14 protein-coding genes are annotated in these 15,672 nt (G+C 66.9%); 3 read left to right on the top strand and 11 right to left on the bottom strand.

Annotated features, from left to right (window positions below; translation table 11 throughout):
* Positions 1 to 57: 57 nt before the first annotated feature.
* The 9 genes from G154_RS02920 to G154_RS02880 form a co-directional block, all read right to left on the bottom strand.
* Positions 58 to 1,605, bottom strand: coding sequence for a hypothetical protein (locus G154_RS02920; protein ID WP_019511319.1), 1,548 nt, complete (start codon positions 1,603 to 1,605; stop codon positions 58 to 60).
* Between the two features lie 330 nt (positions 1,606 to 1,935).
* Positions 1,936 to 2,613 carry a tRNA (guanosine(37)-N1)-methyltransferase TrmD gene (gene trmD / locus G154_RS02915; RefSeq protein ID WP_019511318.1) on the bottom strand — a complete coding sequence of 226 codons (678 nt, stop codon included), beginning with the start codon at positions 2,611 to 2,613 and terminating at the stop codon, positions 1,936 to 1,938.
* Between the two features lies 1 nt (position 2,614).
* On the bottom strand, positions 2,615 to 3,136 hold the full coding sequence (gene rimM, locus G154_RS02910; protein ID WP_019511317.1) for a ribosome maturation factor RimM: 522 nt from the start codon (positions 3,134 to 3,136) through the stop codon (positions 2,615 to 2,617).
* Between the two features lie 4 nt (positions 3,137 to 3,140).
* Positions 3,141 to 3,383 carry an RNA-binding protein gene (locus G154_RS02905; RefSeq protein WP_003928628.1) on the bottom strand — a complete coding sequence of 81 codons (243 nt, stop codon included), beginning with the start codon at positions 3,381 to 3,383 and terminating at the stop codon, positions 3,141 to 3,143.
* Positions 3,380 to 3,835: a 30S ribosomal protein S16 gene (rpsP, locus tag G154_RS02900; RefSeq protein ID WP_019511316.1), complete on the bottom strand. Its 456-nt coding sequence runs from the start codon at positions 3,833 to 3,835 to the stop codon at positions 3,380 to 3,382. The genes G154_RS02905 and rpsP overlap by 4 nt, the downstream gene beginning before the upstream one ends.
* A 184-nt stretch (positions 3,836 to 4,019) precedes the next feature.
* Positions 4,020 to 4,436 (bottom strand): nuclear transport factor 2 family protein, encoded by a 417-nt coding sequence (locus tag G154_RS02895; protein ID WP_023985585.1) that lies wholly within the window; start codon positions 4,434 to 4,436, stop codon positions 4,020 to 4,022.
* 19 nt (positions 4,437 to 4,455) lie between these two features.
* Entirely contained in the window at positions 4,456 to 5,676 is a 1,221-nt protein-coding gene (locus tag G154_RS02890; protein WP_110807403.1) for an osmoprotectant NAGGN system M42 family peptidase, read from the bottom strand.
* An 82-nt stretch (positions 5,677 to 5,758) separates the two neighbouring features.
* Positions 5,759 to 7,489 carry an N-acetylglutaminylglutamine synthetase gene (gene ngg, locus G154_RS02885; protein ID WP_019511313.1) on the bottom strand — a complete coding sequence of 577 codons (1,731 nt, stop codon included), beginning with the start codon at positions 7,487 to 7,489 and terminating at the stop codon, positions 5,759 to 5,761.
* The gene (locus G154_RS02880) at positions 7,486 to 9,288 is read right to left on the bottom strand and encodes an N-acetylglutaminylglutamine amidotransferase (protein ID WP_019511312.1); all 1,803 of its coding nucleotides are present in this window, start codon (positions 9,286 to 9,288) and stop codon (positions 7,486 to 7,488) included. Before G154_RS02880 ends, ngg begins: the two co-directional genes overlap by 4 nt.
* A gap of 113 nt (positions 9,289 to 9,401) precedes the next feature.
* On the opposite strand from G154_RS02880, the gene G154_RS02875 reads away from it, so the two are divergent.
* The 3 genes from G154_RS02875 to G154_RS02865 all read left to right on the top strand — a co-directional run bounded on the left by G154_RS02875 (position 9,402) and on the right by G154_RS02865 (position 12,882).
* A complete protein-coding gene (locus G154_RS02875; RefSeq protein WP_023985583.1) occupies positions 9,402 to 10,277 on the top strand; it encodes a D-alanyl-D-alanine carboxypeptidase family protein in 876 nt (291 codons plus the stop codon).
* Between the two features lie 85 nt (positions 10,278 to 10,362).
* Positions 10,363 to 11,178: a D-alanyl-D-alanine carboxypeptidase family protein gene (locus G154_RS02870; protein WP_019511310.1), complete on the top strand. Its 816-nt coding sequence runs from the start codon at positions 10,363 to 10,365 to the stop codon at positions 11,176 to 11,178.
* Positions 11,179 to 11,271: 93 nt separating this feature from the next.
* Entirely contained in the window at positions 11,272 to 12,882 is a 1,611-nt protein-coding gene (locus G154_RS02865) for a sulfite reductase flavoprotein subunit alpha (protein ID WP_023985582.1), read from the top strand.
* A 30-nt stretch (positions 12,883 to 12,912) separates the two neighbouring features.
* On the opposite strand, the gene G154_RS02860 is transcribed toward G154_RS02865, so the two are convergent.
* The gene (locus tag G154_RS02860; protein WP_019511308.1) at positions 12,913 to 13,992 is read right to left on the bottom strand and encodes an amidohydrolase family protein; all 1,080 of its coding nucleotides are present in this window, start codon (positions 13,990 to 13,992) and stop codon (positions 12,913 to 12,915) included.
* 3 nt (positions 13,993 to 13,995) lie between these two features.
* Positions 13,996 to 15,564, bottom strand: a complete 1,569-nt coding sequence (gene ffh, locus G154_RS02855; RefSeq protein ID WP_019511307.1) for a signal recognition particle protein — start codon at positions 15,562 to 15,564, stop codon at positions 13,996 to 13,998.
* Positions 15,565 to 15,672: the final 108 nt, after the last annotated feature.

Here is a 15,672-nt window from a genome sequence, read left to right as displayed (position 1 = left end):
GGTCACCCCCACGGATGGGGCCTTCAGGACAGGCCCCTCATCTCATGTCGTCAGAGGTCACTCTCCGCTGTCGGATCCGGATCCGCTCGACTTGGTGTCGCCACGATCGGAGTCGCTGGAGTCCTTGGCACCCTTGGACTCGCTGGAGTCCTTGGCACCCTTGGACTCGCTGGAGTCCTTCGCGTCCGTGGACTCGTTCGCGTCGTTGGCGTCCTTCTCGTTCTTCAGGTCGTCCTTGAGCTCGTTCTTCAGGTCGTCCTTGGAATCCTCGGAACCCTCGTCGTCCTTCAGGCCATCGGTCAGGTCGCCGGCCTGCGCGCCGCCGTCGGCATCGGTGAGATCGGCGGCATCGCCGTCGGTCACATCGGTCACCTCATCAACGACCTCGATGCTGTCGGTGACCTCGTCGACGATGGTCGACTCCCCCGAAACCGGCTCGCCCGCAACAGGATCGGTCGCCGCTTCGGCGGATTCGGGCGACTGACCCTCGGCATCGGACCGCAGACCCGTCTGCAGCACCAACCCGGCGGCTGGATCGGTTTCCTGCACTGCCGCCGCCTCGGGCAGCGGTTCGGGCCGGGGGAAGTTGAGGGCACGGGCGATCTGCTGCGGCAGCTGCGCGAAGAAGAAGTCGAAGGTGCCCTGCGGGGAGAGCAGACCCGGGAAGGTCTGACCGCTGCCCGGCTCCCAGATGGGATCGTCACCGCCGAGGAAGCCCGGCACGTAACCGTTGACGAAGGCACTCATGATCTTCACCGGCGCGTTGACCAGATGACTGAGAGCATCCACCAGGTTGCCGCTCGTCACCGCCGACATCGTGGCCTGGACGATCTCGACGGTCTGGAATGTCGCCGTCACCGCGGGCGCCAGCATCGCCCTGCCGAAGTTGCCGATCACACCGCGCGACAACAGGCCGGGGCCATCGAGCTCGCCGTCGGGCCTGACCGTGGTCATCCACGACGTGCCGAGAATCCGGCCGAGGGTGCCCAGGCCCAGATCGTCGAGGAAGTCGCCAGGGATGCGCAGCAGGTCCAGCGACGCGGCACGCAGGTGCACCAGCCCGTCCACCAGGAACCAGTAGTTCAGTTCACCGAAGGCCTCGACGACCTTGCCCTGGGCCAGCAGGCCCGCGACCAGCGGAAGCACCGCCGGACGGATGACCTGCTCACCGGTCTCCGGATCCAGGATCGGTCGGCCGGCGGTGTCGAAGGACGGGCGACTGACCACCAGTGCTGCCAGCGCGTTGAAGGCCGCGCTGCCGATGTCGCTTGCGCCTTCCAGGATGCGCGGGCCGTACTTCCCGGGGGCCGCGATGGTCGCGCCGATGGTGCGACCGGGGTTGAAGACGTTGCGGACCGTATCGGCCAGTTCAGCCTGGACGGCCGGTGTGCCCAGGGTCGCACCGAGCGTGGTCCACTGGGTGTTGATATTGCCGCCGAGAGTGTTCAGGTTATTGCCGGTGGCTTGTAATGCGCTCTGCAGCACCACGAACGGGTTCTCGAAGGCTGCGAGCTCGACGGCCTGGTGACGGGCCTGGGTGCTGGCCGCCAGCGCTGTCGGTGCCGTCACCACCGGGGCAGCGACCAGGGCACCTGCGGTTGCCATTGCCACACTGGCTGCAAAAAGTTTGCCAGGACGGGGAGCCGATGCCGACTCGTTCGGGGAGCCGAAACTGCGCTCCGATGAGTCGGCAGGTAGAGACATTGGCACGAATTCTCCTTTTTTGACAGCGGCGTCAGCTAGACGCGTCGGAACGTTAGCTGCACTGTACGGAGAACACAATAGGTATGCCTAACCTATGTTGAGAGAACTCTCAGCTTTCTCAGCTCTGCTTTCCTGCCCGTCGGTCGGCACCGACAAGAACATGTGGGAAGCGAGTTCGGCTGTCCCTCTTACCGGCCGGGCCACCGGTTGCGGCGCACCGCCGGCCGCGGATCAGTCGAGAAGGTCGGGTCTGCGTTCCCTGGTGCGTTGCACCGACTGGGCGTGGCGCCAGGCCGCGATCTTCGCGTGGTCGCCGGACAGCAGGACAGGCGGAACCTCCAGCTCACGCCAGACCGGCGGCCGGGTGTAGCTGGGCCCCTCGAGCAGTCCATCGGAATGCGAATCCTGTTGATGCGACTCGGGATTACCGAGCACTTCCGGAATCAGCCGAACCACGGCCTCGATCATCACCAATGCGGCCGATTCGCCGCCGGCGAGCACATAGTCGCCGATCGACACCTCTTCGACCCGCATCCGCCGGGCGGCATCATCGGCCACCCGCTGATCGATACCCTCGTAGCGCCCGCACGCGAACACCAGATGTTGCTCGGCGCTCCACCGTTGCGCGGTGCTCTGCGTGAACGGCCGTCCGGCAGGGGTGGGCACCACCAACAGCGTTTCAGGCGTGCAGATTTCGTCCAGCGCCGCTCCCCACACCGGCGCCTTCATCACCATGCCGGGACCACCGCCATAGGGCGAATCGTCGACCGACCTGTGCACATCGTGGGTCCAGCGTCGCAGGTCATGTACCCCGAGCTCGACGATGCCGGCCTGTATTGCCTTGCCGGGCAAGGCTTCGTGCAACGGATTGAGATAGGCGGGGAAGATCGTGACGACGTCCAGCCGCATATCAATCCATATCGAGCAGGCCGTCGGGCGGATCGATATCCACGGTGCCGTCGGCCAACGACACGGCGGTGACGATGGCGCTGACGAACGGGACCAGCACCTCACGGCCCTCCGGGGTCTTGATCGACAACAGCTCCCCCGCCGCGGTGTGCAACACCTCGGCAACGGTGCCGATCACCGTGCCGTCGACGGTGCGCACGGCCAGCCCCTCGAGCTGGTGATCGTAGAACTCGTCGGGATCATCGATGGGTGGCAGCTGCTCGGTGTCGACGAGGAACAGCGTGCCGCGCAACGCGTCGGCCGCATTACGGTCGGACACGCCGGTCAACCGCATCAGCAGTCGACCGGCGTGCTCGCGCACCGTCTCTATGACAAAGCTTCGCTCCGGACCGCCCCGGGCCGCGCGACCGCGCAACTGCGCACCGGGGACGAACCGCTGCGCAGGGTCGTCGGTACGGATCTCCACGACGACCTCGCCGGTGACACCGTGTGCCTTGGCGACCCGCCCGATGACCAACTCCATGACGCTACTGGTCGGTGTCCACCACGTCGACACGGATCCCGCGCCCGCCGATCCCGGCGACCAGGGTCCGCAGCGCGGTGGCGGTACGCCCGCCGCGGCCGATGACCTTGCCCAGGTCGTCGGGATGCACATGCACCTCGACCGTGCGACCACGACGGTTGGTGACCATGTCCACCCGGACATCGTCGGGATTGTCGACGATCCCGCGCACCAGGTGCTCTACGGCGTCGACGACGACGGAACTCATTCGGCGGCGGGAGCTTCGGCCGCGGCCTCTTCGGCAGGAGCCTCAGCAGCGTCGTCGGCCTTGGGGGCCTTCTTCTTCTTCTGGGTCACGGCCTGACCGGTCGGCGCGTCATCGGCGGCGGCCAGTGCGGCGTTGAACAGATCGAGCTTGGAAGGCTTGGGCTCCTTGACCTTCAAGGTGCCCTCGGCGCCCGGCAGGCCCTTGAACTTCTGCCAGTCACCGGTGATCTTCAGCAGCGCGAGGACGGGCTCGGTCGGCTGCGCGCCGACGCCCAGCCAGTACTGCGCACGCTCCGAGTCGATCTCGATCAGGCTCGGCTCTTCCTTCGGGTGGTAACGGCCGATGACCTCGATCGAGCGGCCGTCGCGGCGGTTACGCGCGTCGGCGACGGAGATGCGGTACTGGGGGTTGCGGATCTTGCCCATACGGGTGAGCTTGATTTTGACAGCCATGAATCACTCCTGTGCATTGCCACGCTGCAATTCGGCGATCTCCGGCGGGATGCCGGGATCCGGTTTTGCCTTACGTGTGTGACCGCCGCGCGGCGCATCTAACGGGTCGCGAACGGACAGCGGCCCATTCTGCCAGAGCAGCCAGGGCACGCCCAAATTCAGACGACGCGTCGGCGGGGCCGACTCAGACAACCCGGTCGAAGCACTTCTCCTCGACGCGCTTGGTCATCCGCCAGCCCTCGGCGGTACGGATGAACTCGTCGTCGTACCAGAGCCCGCAGAACAGCACCTGGCCCTCCCCGCCCAACACCATCGGGTTGAAGCACAGCGTGCGCGAGATCGCGGTGTCGCCGGCGATCCGCACGTCGACGTTGCCCAACATGTGCGCATAGGCCGGGAAGTTCGGCAGCACCTCCGACAACCACGCCTTGACCTCTGGGTAGCGGCCGTCGACACCACCCATGGCCCGGTAGTCGATATAGGCGTCGGCAGTGAACACCTGGTCGAGATCATCGAACCGGCGCGAGTCGATCGCGGTGGAGTAGGCGATGAGCAGTTGCTGTATTTCCAGACGGTCGGAGATCTCTTCGATGCTCAGCACCACTCGATTGAACCATTCATCACTGCTGGCCGGCGGGACCTTCCGCGGGAGGCCAGTGCTCGCCCGACCATTCGCCCGGTTCGGCGTGGTCGCCGCGGGACAGCGGCACCCACTGTTCGGTGGGTGCGGGCTGCTTCGACGACGGGAAGTCGCGCAGTTGGCCGGACGGTTTGGCATCCCATTTCGCGAACGTCAGCGGCGTCTGCAACCAGGCGAACAGCAGGTTGTAGACACCCTCAAGGGAATCGATGTGGGTGCGCTCCCAGCCGTGGCTGCCATCCAAGCCGAAACCGACCAACGCGGCCCGGGTGTTGGCACCGGCCTCGATCGCCGCGGCCGCATCGGAGCGGTAGTAGCGGAAGACGTCGCGCGCATGCGGGATCTGCTGTTCCTCGGCCAGCCTGCACAACTTGCGCGTCAGGTGATAGTCGAACGGTCCGTGCAGATCGGCCATCGGGATGGTCACGCCGTCCTCGATGGAATGCTGGCCGGGGGCACACACCGCGTTGTCGACCGACACCAGTTCGGCGACGTCGGGATCCAGACCATGGCTGGCGCCGTGCCCGACCTCTTCGGTGATGGTGACCATGATCGTCGTCGTGTGCGGCAGCACGATCTTCTGCTCGGCGACGGTCTTGGCGAGCGCGAGTGCCACCGCGACACCGGCCTTACCGTCCAGATGCCGGGAGACGATATAGCCGTCCGAGGTCAGCTCGGGGGCCGCGATCAGTGCGACGAAGTCGCCGACCCGAAAGCCGAGCCTTTCCAGATCGGCCCGATTGGTCACCTTGCGATCGATGCGGACCTCGACGTGTTCCCATTCGGTGGGCTGGGTGTCGATCTCGTCGCCGAACGCGTGACCGGAGGCCTTGAGCGGCATCACCGTTCCGGTGAAGAACTCGTCGGCGTCGTCGGTGAAGATCCGCACCCGGGCGCCCGTGGCGAAACGGGCCGAGAACGTGCCCACCGGGATCAGCTCCAGGCGGCCGTTGTCCTTCAGATCGCGCACCATGCAGCCGATGGTGTCGGCATGCACCACCACCGCACGATCGGTGGTGCTGGATTCACCGGGCAGCACCGCCGTCAACGCACCGCGGCGGGTCAGGGTGAACGGCACGCCGATCTCGTTCAGTGTGTCGCCGATCAACTGCATGACCGCGTCGGTGCGACCCGACGGACTGGGCGTCTGCAGCATTGCCAACAGCGTGTCGATCATCCACGCCCGGGTCTCTTCCGGCATCACCGCACGTTCGGACACCATGCCTCCTTCTCAAGCATTGATTACGGGACGCCCGAACAGTCCAGGCGTCCCCGACGTACCGCTAACCCTGGTCGACAGGATCGGGCTGCCACGCCCAGGGTGTCGCCGCGGTCCGGGGAAAGAGTAGATCCACGAAAGCCTGCGCCGTCGGGCGCGGTTCGTGGTTGGCCAGGCCCGGACGCTCATTGGCCTCGATGAAAACGTACTCCTCGCCGTCGACCGACGGGACCATCAGGTCGATACCGGTCACCGGGATGCCGATGGCATCGGCGGCGTCGACCGCCACCTTGGCCAGCAACGGGTTGAGGTCATCGGTGACGTCGACGATCGTGCCGCCGGTGTGCAGGTTTGCGGTGCGCCGCACGACCAGACGCTCGTTGGCGGGCAGCACATCGTCCAGCTCCCAGCCGGCTTCGCGCACGGTGTCCTCGGTCACCGAGTCCAGCGGGATGCGGGACTCCCCCTGGGTGGCCGCCGCCCGGCGCCGACTCTGGGCTTCGATGAGCGACCGCACGGTGTGCTTGCCGGTGCCGATGATTTCCGGCGGGCGGCGGACCGCCGCCGCGATGACCTTGCCGTTGATCACCACGATGCGCAGATCCTCGCCGGCGCAACGTTCCTCGATCAGCACGTCGGGACAATGCTTGCTCGCCAGCTGCAGCGCGCGGTCCAGCTCGTCGTGGCGGGTCACCCCGACGGTGATACCGGCGCCTTGCTCACCGCGGGCTGGTTTGACCACCACCGAGCCGACCTTGGCCAGGAAGCGATGATCCTCCTCCCCGAAGGTGGCTGTGACACCCTGGGGCACAACGATTCCGGCCTCGCCGACCACTTTGCGTGCGATGCGCTTGTCGTCACACCGGCTCATCGCCACCGCATTGGTCAGCTCCGAGAGCGACTCCCGCGTGGTGACGGTGGTGCCCCCGTGCGTGAGCTGCAGGTACCCGCCCTGGGCATCGAGGACCTGGACGGCGATACCGCGCAGGATGGCCTCGTCGGCGATGATGCGCGCATACGGATTGAGTTGATCGAGCTCTTCCTCGGGTTGTGTGGGTGCGAAGAGCTTTTCGTTGATCGCGTTCTTGCGCTTGACGCCGAGTTCGGGAACGCGCTGGAAGCCCATCCGCTCGTAGAGGGCGATGGCCGCATCGTTGTCGTGCAATACCGACAGGTCCATCTGGGCTCGCCCGCGGGCGATGAACTCCTCGACCAGCGAGCGCACCAGCAGCCCACCGGCGCCTGGACGACACAACGTCGGGCTGACGGCCAGGCACCACAGGCTCGAGCCGTTCTCCGGATCGTCGAACAACTGAGCGTGATCGATGCCGGTGACGGTGCCCACCACCGATCCGCTCTGGTCGTCGACCGCGACCAGATAGATCATGTGCTCTTCGGACTGGCTGTTGTGCCACATCAGGTCGACGTCGGCGGGCACCATTCGGCACTGCAGATAGATCTCGTTGATGGCGGCGCAGTCCGCCATGGACTGCACCGGCCGCACCGTCACGCCGGGCAGGTCTTCGGGGCGGTAGGCCAGTGGCGTGGTGAGGTCCAGGCGATAGGTGAAGCTCGGGTCGATGAAGAATTCTTGCGGGTTGAGGGCCACGAACACGTGCGGCGCCTCGAGGTACATGCCGATATCGCGGCGACCGCTGGCCTCGGCGCGCAGCGCGGTGCCGAGTTGACCCGGATCGTCGAAGGTCTGTCCGAAGACCAGTCGGCCCCAACCGAGGTCCTGGATGACCTGTTTCGGCGGGGCGTCGCCCTCTGGAGTCGCCTTCTCCGGGGTCATCTCGTCGTTACCCCATCCACATGGTGCGCCAGCCAGAGTTCCAGCAGCCCGAGCTGCCACAGGGGGTTACCCCGAAGCGGGGTGTGGTAACCGTTCGGATCGGCCAGCAGTCGGTCCACTTCGGTCTTGTCGAACAGGCCGCGGGACCTGGCGCCGTCGCTGTGCAGCGCATCGCGCACGAGGTCGAGATAGGGCCCGGCGAGGTGTTTGAGCGCCGGGACCGGGAAGTAGCCCTTGGGCCGGTCGATCACCTCGTGCGGGATGACCTTGCGGGCTGCCTCTTTCAGCACGCCCTTGCCCTCGTAGGCGGTCTTGAGATGCGGCGGGCAGGTCGCGGCGAGTTCGACCAGTTCGTGGTCCAGGAAGGGCACCCGCCCCTCCAGCCCCCACGCCATGGTCATGTTGTCCACGCGTTTGACGGGGTCGTCGACCAACATCACCGTCGTGTCGAGGCGCAGCGCGCGATCGGTGGCCGTCGCCGCACCGGGTGAGGCGAAGTGCCGGTGGACGAAATCGCCGGCGATATCGTCGTCGAGGCGCCAATTCGGTTGCAGTAACGCGTTCAGTGCGTTGTGGTCGCGGTCGAAGAAGGCTTGTCGATAGCTGGCCAGCGCGGCGCCCGGATCACCGTCGGGCGCGTGGGCCATCGGCGGGTACCAGTGGTAGCCGGCGAAGATCTCGTCGGCGCCCTGCCCGGACTGCACCACCTTGACATGCTTGCTGACCTCTTGGGAGAGCAGGTAGAAGGCCACACAATCGTGGCTCATCATCGGCTCACTCATCGCCGCGATGGTTCCTGACAGCGCGGGCAGCATGCGGGCGGTGTCGATGCGGATCTGGTGGTGGTCGGTGCCGTAGTGGCGGGCGATGATGTCGGAGTACTTGAACTCGTCGCCCTCCTCACCGCCGGCGGCCTCGAATCCGATGGAGAAGGTGGCCAGGCCGTGCTGGCCGGCCTCGGCCAACAGTCCGACGATCAGGCTGGAGTCCAACCCGCCCGACAGCAGGCAGCCGACCGGCACGTCGGCGACGAGCCGGCGCTCGACGGCGGTCCGCAGCGAGGCCAGGATGGCCTCTTCCCATTCGGTGTCCGACCATGCCGAACGCTCGGCCGACCGCTCGAATACAGGCTCCCAGTAGGTGTGTTGGGTGCGGGTGCCGTCCGGCTCGATCCGCATGATGGTGCCCGGCGGCAGTTTCTTGACACCGGCCACGATGGTGTGGGGGGCGGGAACCACCGAGTGGAAGCTCAAATAGTGGTGCAGCGCAACGGGATCGATCGAGGTGTCGACCCCACCGGCGGCCAGTAGCGCCGGGAGCGAGGAAGCGAACCGCAATGCGTCGGGGGTATCGGTGTAGTACAGCGGCTTGATGCCGAGCCGGTCGCGGGCCAACAGCACCCGACCGCTGTCCACCTCGGTGACCGCGAAGGCGAACATGCCGTACAGGTGGTCGACGACCCTGTCGCCCCACTCGCGGTAACCCTTGAGCACGACCTCGGTGTCGCTGTGGGAGAAGAATCGGTAGCCCTTGCCCAGGAGTTCCTGACGCAGCTGCGGGTAGTTGTAGATACACCCGTTGAAGGCGACCGTGAGCCCGAGTTCGGGGTCGTGCATCGGCTGTTGGCCGTGGCTGGACAGGTCGATGATCGCCAGTCGGCGGTGGCCGAGGGCGATACCGCCCTGGGACCAGAAACCTCCGCTGTCGGGGCCCCGCGGCACCATGGTTTCTGCCATTCGGGCAATGGCTCCGAGATCTGCCGACCGGCCGCGAGCAACCTCGCCGGCGATGCCGCACATTGTTTTCGTCCCCCTCGATGGTCGATGGCCACTCTGGTTCGCGCTGGTCTTACGTTACCGGTGAGCGCACCTTCCAAACCTCTGGGTGCAAAAGGTAGTTAGGGTCACAAGCCATGCGAAGGCTTGTCGCCGGTCTTGTGTCGGCCCTGTTCCTGGTGACCATCGGCGCCGGTTCGGCCAGTGCCGATATCGGGGTGAATCAGCCCGTGGGTTCGCTGCCGATACCCGATGGACCTGCACAGGCATGGGTGGTCGCGGATCTGGATTCGGGCGCGGTGCTGGCCGCCCGAGACGAGTTCACGCGCCACCCACCGGCGAGCACGATCAAGGTGTTGCTGGCCCTGGTCGCACTCGACGAATTGCCGCTGGACGCGACGGTGGTCGCCGATGAGGCCGACACCAAGGTGGAGTGCAACTGCGCGGGTGTGGCCCCCGGCGCGACCTATACGGTGCGTCAGCTGTTGGAGGGTCTGCTGCTGGTGTCGGGCAACGACGCAGCAAACACGCTGGCGACGATGCTCGGTGGCAGGCCGGCGGCGCTGGAGAAGATGAACGCCAAGGCCGCCGCGATCGGTGCCCGCGCCACCACAGCGGGCTCCCCCTCAGGGCTGGACGGGCCGGGTATCGACATCTGGTCCTCGCCGCACGACCTTGCGGTGATCTTCCGGGCCGCGATGGCCAATCCCGCGTTCGCGGCGATCACCGCACAGCCGACGGCGGTCTTTCCCGGTCGCAACGGCGACCGGGTCCTGGTCAACCAGAACGAGCTCCTGACCCGTTACCCCGGCATGCTGGGCGGCAAGACCGGGTTCACCGACATGGCGAGAAAGACCTTCGTCGGTGCGGCCCAGCGGGACGGACGCCGTTTGGTGGTGGCGATGATGTTCGGCCTCGTCCGCGAGGGCGGTCCGACCTATTGGGATCAGGCGTCGGCGTTGCTGGACTGGGGCTTCGCCCAGGACCGCGCCGTCGGCGTCGGCGCCTTGTAGTAGGCGCCTTGTAGTCGGCGACCGGCGTCGGAGTCGAGACCGGACGGAGACCGGTTCGAGTCCTGCCGACCGTACGCTCACGCGGGTGCGGCATCTGCTCGCGGCGACCGCGCTCGCCCTCAGCACGGTCATCGCGGCGCCCGCTCACGCCGCGCCCGCCGTGGAACCCGTTGGCGCCCAGACGTTCACCAACGGTCCCGCCAAGGCCTACCTGCTGGCCGATCTGGATACCGGCCGGGTTCTGGCCGCCAACGACCCCCACGGTTCCTACGCCCCGGCAAGCACCATCAAGGTGTTGTTGGCCATGACGGTGCTCGACAATCTGCGGCCGGACAATTTCGCCAGAGCCAACACGTCGCACACCAAGGTCGAATGCTCGTGCGTGGGACTCACTCCCGGCCAGCCCTACACCGTGTCCCAGTTGCTCAGCGCGCTGCTCATGGTGTCGGGCAACGACTCGGCGAACATGCTCGCCGACATGCTGGGCGGCCAGCGCAACGCGGTCGCTGCCATGAACCGAAAGGCCGCCAGCGTCGGTGCCCGCAACACCCGAGCATCCTCGCCCTCAGGGCTGGACGGCCCGGGCTGGGAGTCGGTCACCACACCCCATGATCTGGCCGTCATGTTCCGCGCCGCGCTGCGCTATCCGCTGATCGCCCAGATCATGGGTTCGAGATCGGCGGCGTTTCCCGGGCGCACCTTGGCCAACCAGAACGAGCTGCTCACCCGCTACCCCGGTGATCTGGGCGGTAAGACCGGCTTCACCAACCTGGCCCGCAAAACCTACGTCGGCGCCGCCCAACGCGGCGACCGCAGGCTCGTGGTGGTACAGATGTACGGCTCGGGTGATCTGTACGGCCAGGCGATCAGCCTTCTCGACTGGGGTTTCAGCCAACCCTGACCGGGGTGGCTCGCACAATCGACGGCCAAACAAGTAAGGTCACCCTAATTTGAGCGTCGGACAGCCGTCCCACGCACGACCGAAGGGGACTCCTTGTCCGGCCAAGCTGATATCTCGTTGATCGTCGCGTTCGGCACCGATATGGGTAACGCCGAGGACGCCGCCATGACCTTCGCCGAGTCGATCGCCGAAATCGGCATCGAGTCCGAGGCGGTGGAGCTCAACCAGATCGAGCTCGGCCAGCTGCAGGACGCCAGCCACTTCGTCGTGGTGGTATCGACCTTCGGCGAGGGCGAGTTCCCCGACTCGGCCACCCTGTTCTGGGAGGCCATCAGCGCCGACACCGACCGGCTGGAGCATCTGCACTTCGCGGTGCTCGCGCTCGGTGACAGCTCCTACGAATTCTTCTGCAACGCCGGCAAGCTGCTCGACGAGCGGCTCGAGGCGCTCGGCGCACAACGCATGGTCGACCGTGTCGACGTCGACGGGTTCTACGAGGAGCCCGCCAAGGCGTGGACCGCCGACATCATCAAGGTGATGAGCGCACAACAGGGCGCAACGGCACCGCAGCCCGCGGCGGTGCCGGCCCCCGAACGCGGCGAACCGCGCGAGCGCAACGTGCCGGTGCGCGCGCGGCTGGCCGTCAATCGCTGGCTCAATTCGACCGCGTCGGACAAGGAGGTCCGCCACTACGAGATCGACCTGGCCGGAACCGGAATCGCTTACCAGGCCGGTGATTCGCTGGCGGTGCACGCGACCAACGACCCCGCATTGGTCGAGGCGCTGCTGGCCGCGTTCGGCGTCGGCGCCGACTACGCCGTCACCGGACACGAGCAGCCGCTCGGCGTGCTGTTGACCGAACAGTTCGAGATCCGCACGCCCTCGCGAGCACTGCTGAATCTGGCCGCCGGCCGCACCACCGATGCCGAGGTGTCGGCGGCGCTGCAGTCCGGTGACACCCACGGCGGAACCGAGAACTCGTGGCTGTACGGCAAGGATGTGCTCGATATCGTCACGCTGGCCGACCTGAACGTCGACGAGGTGCTCGACACCCTGCGCCCCCTGCAGTTCCGCGACTACTCGATCGCCTCCAGCCCGTTGGAACATCCCGCCGCGGTGCACCTGACGGTCGCCAGCGTTCGTTACGACCTCGATGGGCGCGCCCACGGTGGGGTGGCGTCGACGTTCCTTGCCGATCGCTGCGAGGACGTGCTGGTGCACCTGCGTCCCAACACCCATTTCCGGCTACCCGCCGGCGACGTCCCGATCATCATGATCGGCCCGGGCACCGGCATCGCACCGTTTCGTGCCTTCCTGCAGGAGCGCCGCGCGACCGAGTCGACCGGTCCGGCGTGGTTGTTCTTCGGCGACCGTCGTCGCGATACCGATTTCCTCTACGGCGAGGAGTTGCAGGAGTTCACCGACTCCGGGGTCCTGACCCGGCTGGATCTGGCGTTCTCGCGCGATCAGGAGGCCAAAGTCTATGTGCAGCAACGGATGCAGGAGAACGCCGAGGAGTTCTACCGCTGGCTGACCGACGGTGCGTACGTGTACGTGTGCGGTGACGCCGACCGGATGGCCAAGGATGTCGACGCGGCGCTACACGATATCGTCGCCCGCTGCGGCGATCTCGACGCCGCAGGTGCGCATGCCTTCGTCAACGACCTGATCAAGAGTCACCGCTACGTGCGCGACGTGTACTGACCCGTCCGGGCATGGCTGCGCGCCGACCGGCTAGCGCCAGATCCGCCCGCGCAGCAGCACCAGGTCGGGGTTGGTCACGCCGACCTCGCGGGGATCCTCGCGGAAACACAGCAGGTCTGCCGACGCGCCGTGGGCCAGCGCGGGACGGCCCAACCAGGCCCGCGCGTCCCAGCACGCCGCGCCGAGAGCCTCCGTCGCGGTCATCCCGACCCGGCGCAATGCGTCGATCTCGTCACCGATACGACCGTGGGCGACCATTCCGCCGGCGTCGGTACCGGCAAAGATCGGCACACCCGCCTCGTGCGCGGCACCCACCCGTTGGTGGCAGGAGGCGTACAGGTCGCGCATGTGCTTTTCGTAGGTCGGGTACTTGGCCGCCTTGTCGGCGATTCCAGGGAAGTTCTCGATGTTGATCAGCGTCGGGACCAGCGCCGTGCCGTGCTCCAGCATCAGCTCGATGGTGTCCTCGGTGATACCGGTGCCGTGCTCGATGCAGTCGATGCCTGCCTTGATGAGCCCGGGCAGCGCCTCCTCACCGAAGACGTGCGCGGTGACCCGGGCGCCCTCGGCGTGGGCGGCGGCAATCGCCTCGACCAGCACGTCGTCGGACCACAGCGGCGCCAGATCTCCGACGCCCCGATCTATCCAGTCCCCGACCAGCTTGACCCAGCCGTCACCCCAGCGGGCCTGCTCGGCGACGTAGGCAGGCAGCTGCGATTCGTCCTCGATATCGATCGGCAGACCGGGCATGTAGCGCTTCGGCCGGGCCAGGTGCTTTCCGGCCCGGATGATGCGCGGCAGGTCGTCGCGGTCGTCGAAGCTGCGGGTGTCCACCGGCGAGCCGGCGTCACGCAGCAACAGCGCGCCGGCATCGCGTTCGATCTCGGCCTGTTCGACGGCCTCCTCGACCGTCGTCGGCCCACCGGGTCCGAGCCCGACGTGACAGTGCGCGTCGACCAGACCCGGGATGATCCATCCGTCGGCCCCATCCGCCCCGAAGACGGTGTCCGCGTTGCTGATCGGCTCGGCCGACAGCACGCCTCCGTGCACCCACCACTGCACCTGTTCGCCGTCGGGTAACCCTCGGCCCCGGATATGCAGCGGCTGCACGGACTACTTCTGCCCGGGGAACTTCAGCTTGGACAGATCGAAGTTGGCCAGCCCGGGCGGCAACTCGTCCAGGCCCTTGGGCATGTTGGACAGGTCGGGGAAGCCTCCGGGCATACCGGCACCCAACGGGTTCTTCGGCTGGGTCGGTCCCTTGGCGCCGCGGCCCTTCTTCTTGCCGGCCTGCTTGTTCTTGCCCTTGGCCGCCTTGCGTTGAGCGTTCTTGCGCCCGAACGGCATTCCCATCTGGCCCGCCATCTGCGACATCATCTTGCGGGCCTCGAAGAACCGGTCGACAAGCTGGTTGACCTCGGAGACGCTGACGCCGGATCCATTGGCGATGCGCAGTCGGCGGGAGGCGTTGATGATCTTGGGGTCGGCCCGCTCGGCGGGGGTCATCCCGCGGATGATGGCCTGCACACGGTCGAGCTGGCTGTCATCGACGGCGGCCAGGGCGTCCTTCATCTGCCCGGCGCCCGGCAGCATGCCCAGTAGGTTGCCGATGGGGCCCATCTTGCGGATGGCCAGCATCTGCTCGAGGAAGTCTTCCAGCGTCAGCTCGCCGGAACCGATCTTGGCGGCAGTGGCCTCGGCCTGCTCGGCGTCGAAGACCTGCTCGGCCTGCTCGATGAGGGAGAGCACGTCACCCATGCCGAGGATGCGGCTGGCCATCCGGTCGGGATGGAAGACGTCGAAGTCCTCCAGCTTCTCGCCGCTGGAGGCGAACAGGATCGGCACACCGGTGATCTCCCGGACCGACAGCGCCGCACCGCCGCGGGCGTCACCGTCGAGCTTGGTCAGCACGACACCGGTGAACCCGACGCCGGACCCGAAGGCCTCGGCGGTGGTGACGGCGTCCTGGCCGATCATGGCGTCGAGGACGAACAGCGTCTCGTCGGGGTTGACCGCGTCGCGGATCGCGGCGGCCTGGCCCATCAGTTCCTCGTCGATGCCGAGGCGGCCGGCGGTGTCGACGATGACGACGTCGAAGTGCTTGGCCTTGGCCTCGGCCAGACCGGCGGCCGCGACCGACACCGGGTCACCGGTGGTCATCTGGTCGATGGTCACGCCGTCGGGAGACACGCCGGGGTGCGGCGCGAACACCGAGACACCCGCGCGTTCGCCGACGATCTGGAGCTGGTGCACGGCGCCGGGGCGCTGCAGATCGCAGGCCACGAGCAGCGGTGTGTGCCCTTGTGCCTTGAGCCATCTGGCGAGCTTTCCGGCCAGCGTGGTCTTACCGGAACCCTGCAGGCCGGCGAGCATGATGACCGTCGGCGGGGTCTTGGCGAAGGAGAGCTGGCGGGTTTCGCCACCGAGGATGCCGATGAGCTCCTCGTTGACGATCTTGACGACCTGCTGGGCCGGGTTCAGCGCCGCGGAAACCTCCGCGCCCTTCGCGCGATCCTTGATGCGGCCGACGAAGGCGCGCACCACGGGCAGCGAGACGTCGGCCTCGAGCAGGGCAAGTCGGATCTCACGCGCGGTGGCGTCGATGTCGGCGTCGGTGAGCCGGCCGCGGGCGCGCAGCCCCTGGAGAGCACCGGTCAACCGGTCAGACAGCGATTCAAACACCTGGTAAGCCTAACGGTCAGCCATGATGAACTCACGGCGCACTCTGGCCTCGGGCGACAGCGGGCGTTAATCTGTCAACGCCCGCTGACAGAAACGGCCGGAGGCCCC

Origin of the sequence: Mycobacterium sp. VKM Ac-1816D (assembly GCF_000416385.1) — a bacterium.
GTDB lineage: Bacteria > Actinomycetota > Actinomycetes > Mycobacteriales > Mycobacteriaceae > Mycobacterium > Mycobacterium neoaurum_A.
Note: the sequence above shows the minus strand (reverse complement) of the source record. Positions and strands in the feature narration are given on the sequence as shown.

Bases quoted from the DNA above. Each gene is read 5' to 3' on its own strand.
- G154_RS02920 (WP_019511319.1), bottom strand. From the start codon at position 1,605: ATGGCAACCGCAGGTGCCCTGGTCGCTGCCCCGGTGGTGACGGCACCG.
- trmD (WP_019511318.1), bottom strand. From the start codon at position 2,613: ATGCGGCTGGACGTCGTCACGATCTTCCCCGCCTATCTCAATCCGTTG.
- rimM (WP_019511317.1), bottom strand. From the start codon at position 3,136: ATGGAGTTGGTCATCGGGCGGGTCGCCAAGGCACACGGTGTCACCGGC.
- G154_RS02905 (WP_003928628.1), bottom strand. From the start codon at position 3,383: ATGAGTTCCGTCGTCGTCGACGCCGTAGAGCACCTGGTGCGCGGGATC.
- rpsP (WP_019511316.1), bottom strand. From the start codon at position 3,835: ATGGCTGTCAAAATCAAGCTCACCCGTATGGGCAAGATCCGCAACCCC.
- G154_RS02890 (WP_110807403.1), bottom strand. From the start codon at position 5,676: ATGCCGGAAGAGACCCGGGCGTGGATGATCGACACGCTGTTGGCAATG.
- ngg (WP_019511313.1), bottom strand. From the start codon at position 7,489: ATGACCCCGGAGAAGGCGACTCCAGAGGGCGACGCCCCGCCGAAACAG.
- G154_RS02880 (WP_019511312.1), bottom strand. From the start codon at position 9,288: ATGTGCGGCATCGCCGGCGAGGTTGCTCGCGGCCGGTCGGCAGATCTC.
- G154_RS02875 (WP_023985583.1), top strand. From the start codon at position 9,402: ATGCGAAGGCTTGTCGCCGGTCTTGTGTCGGCCCTGTTCCTGGTGACC.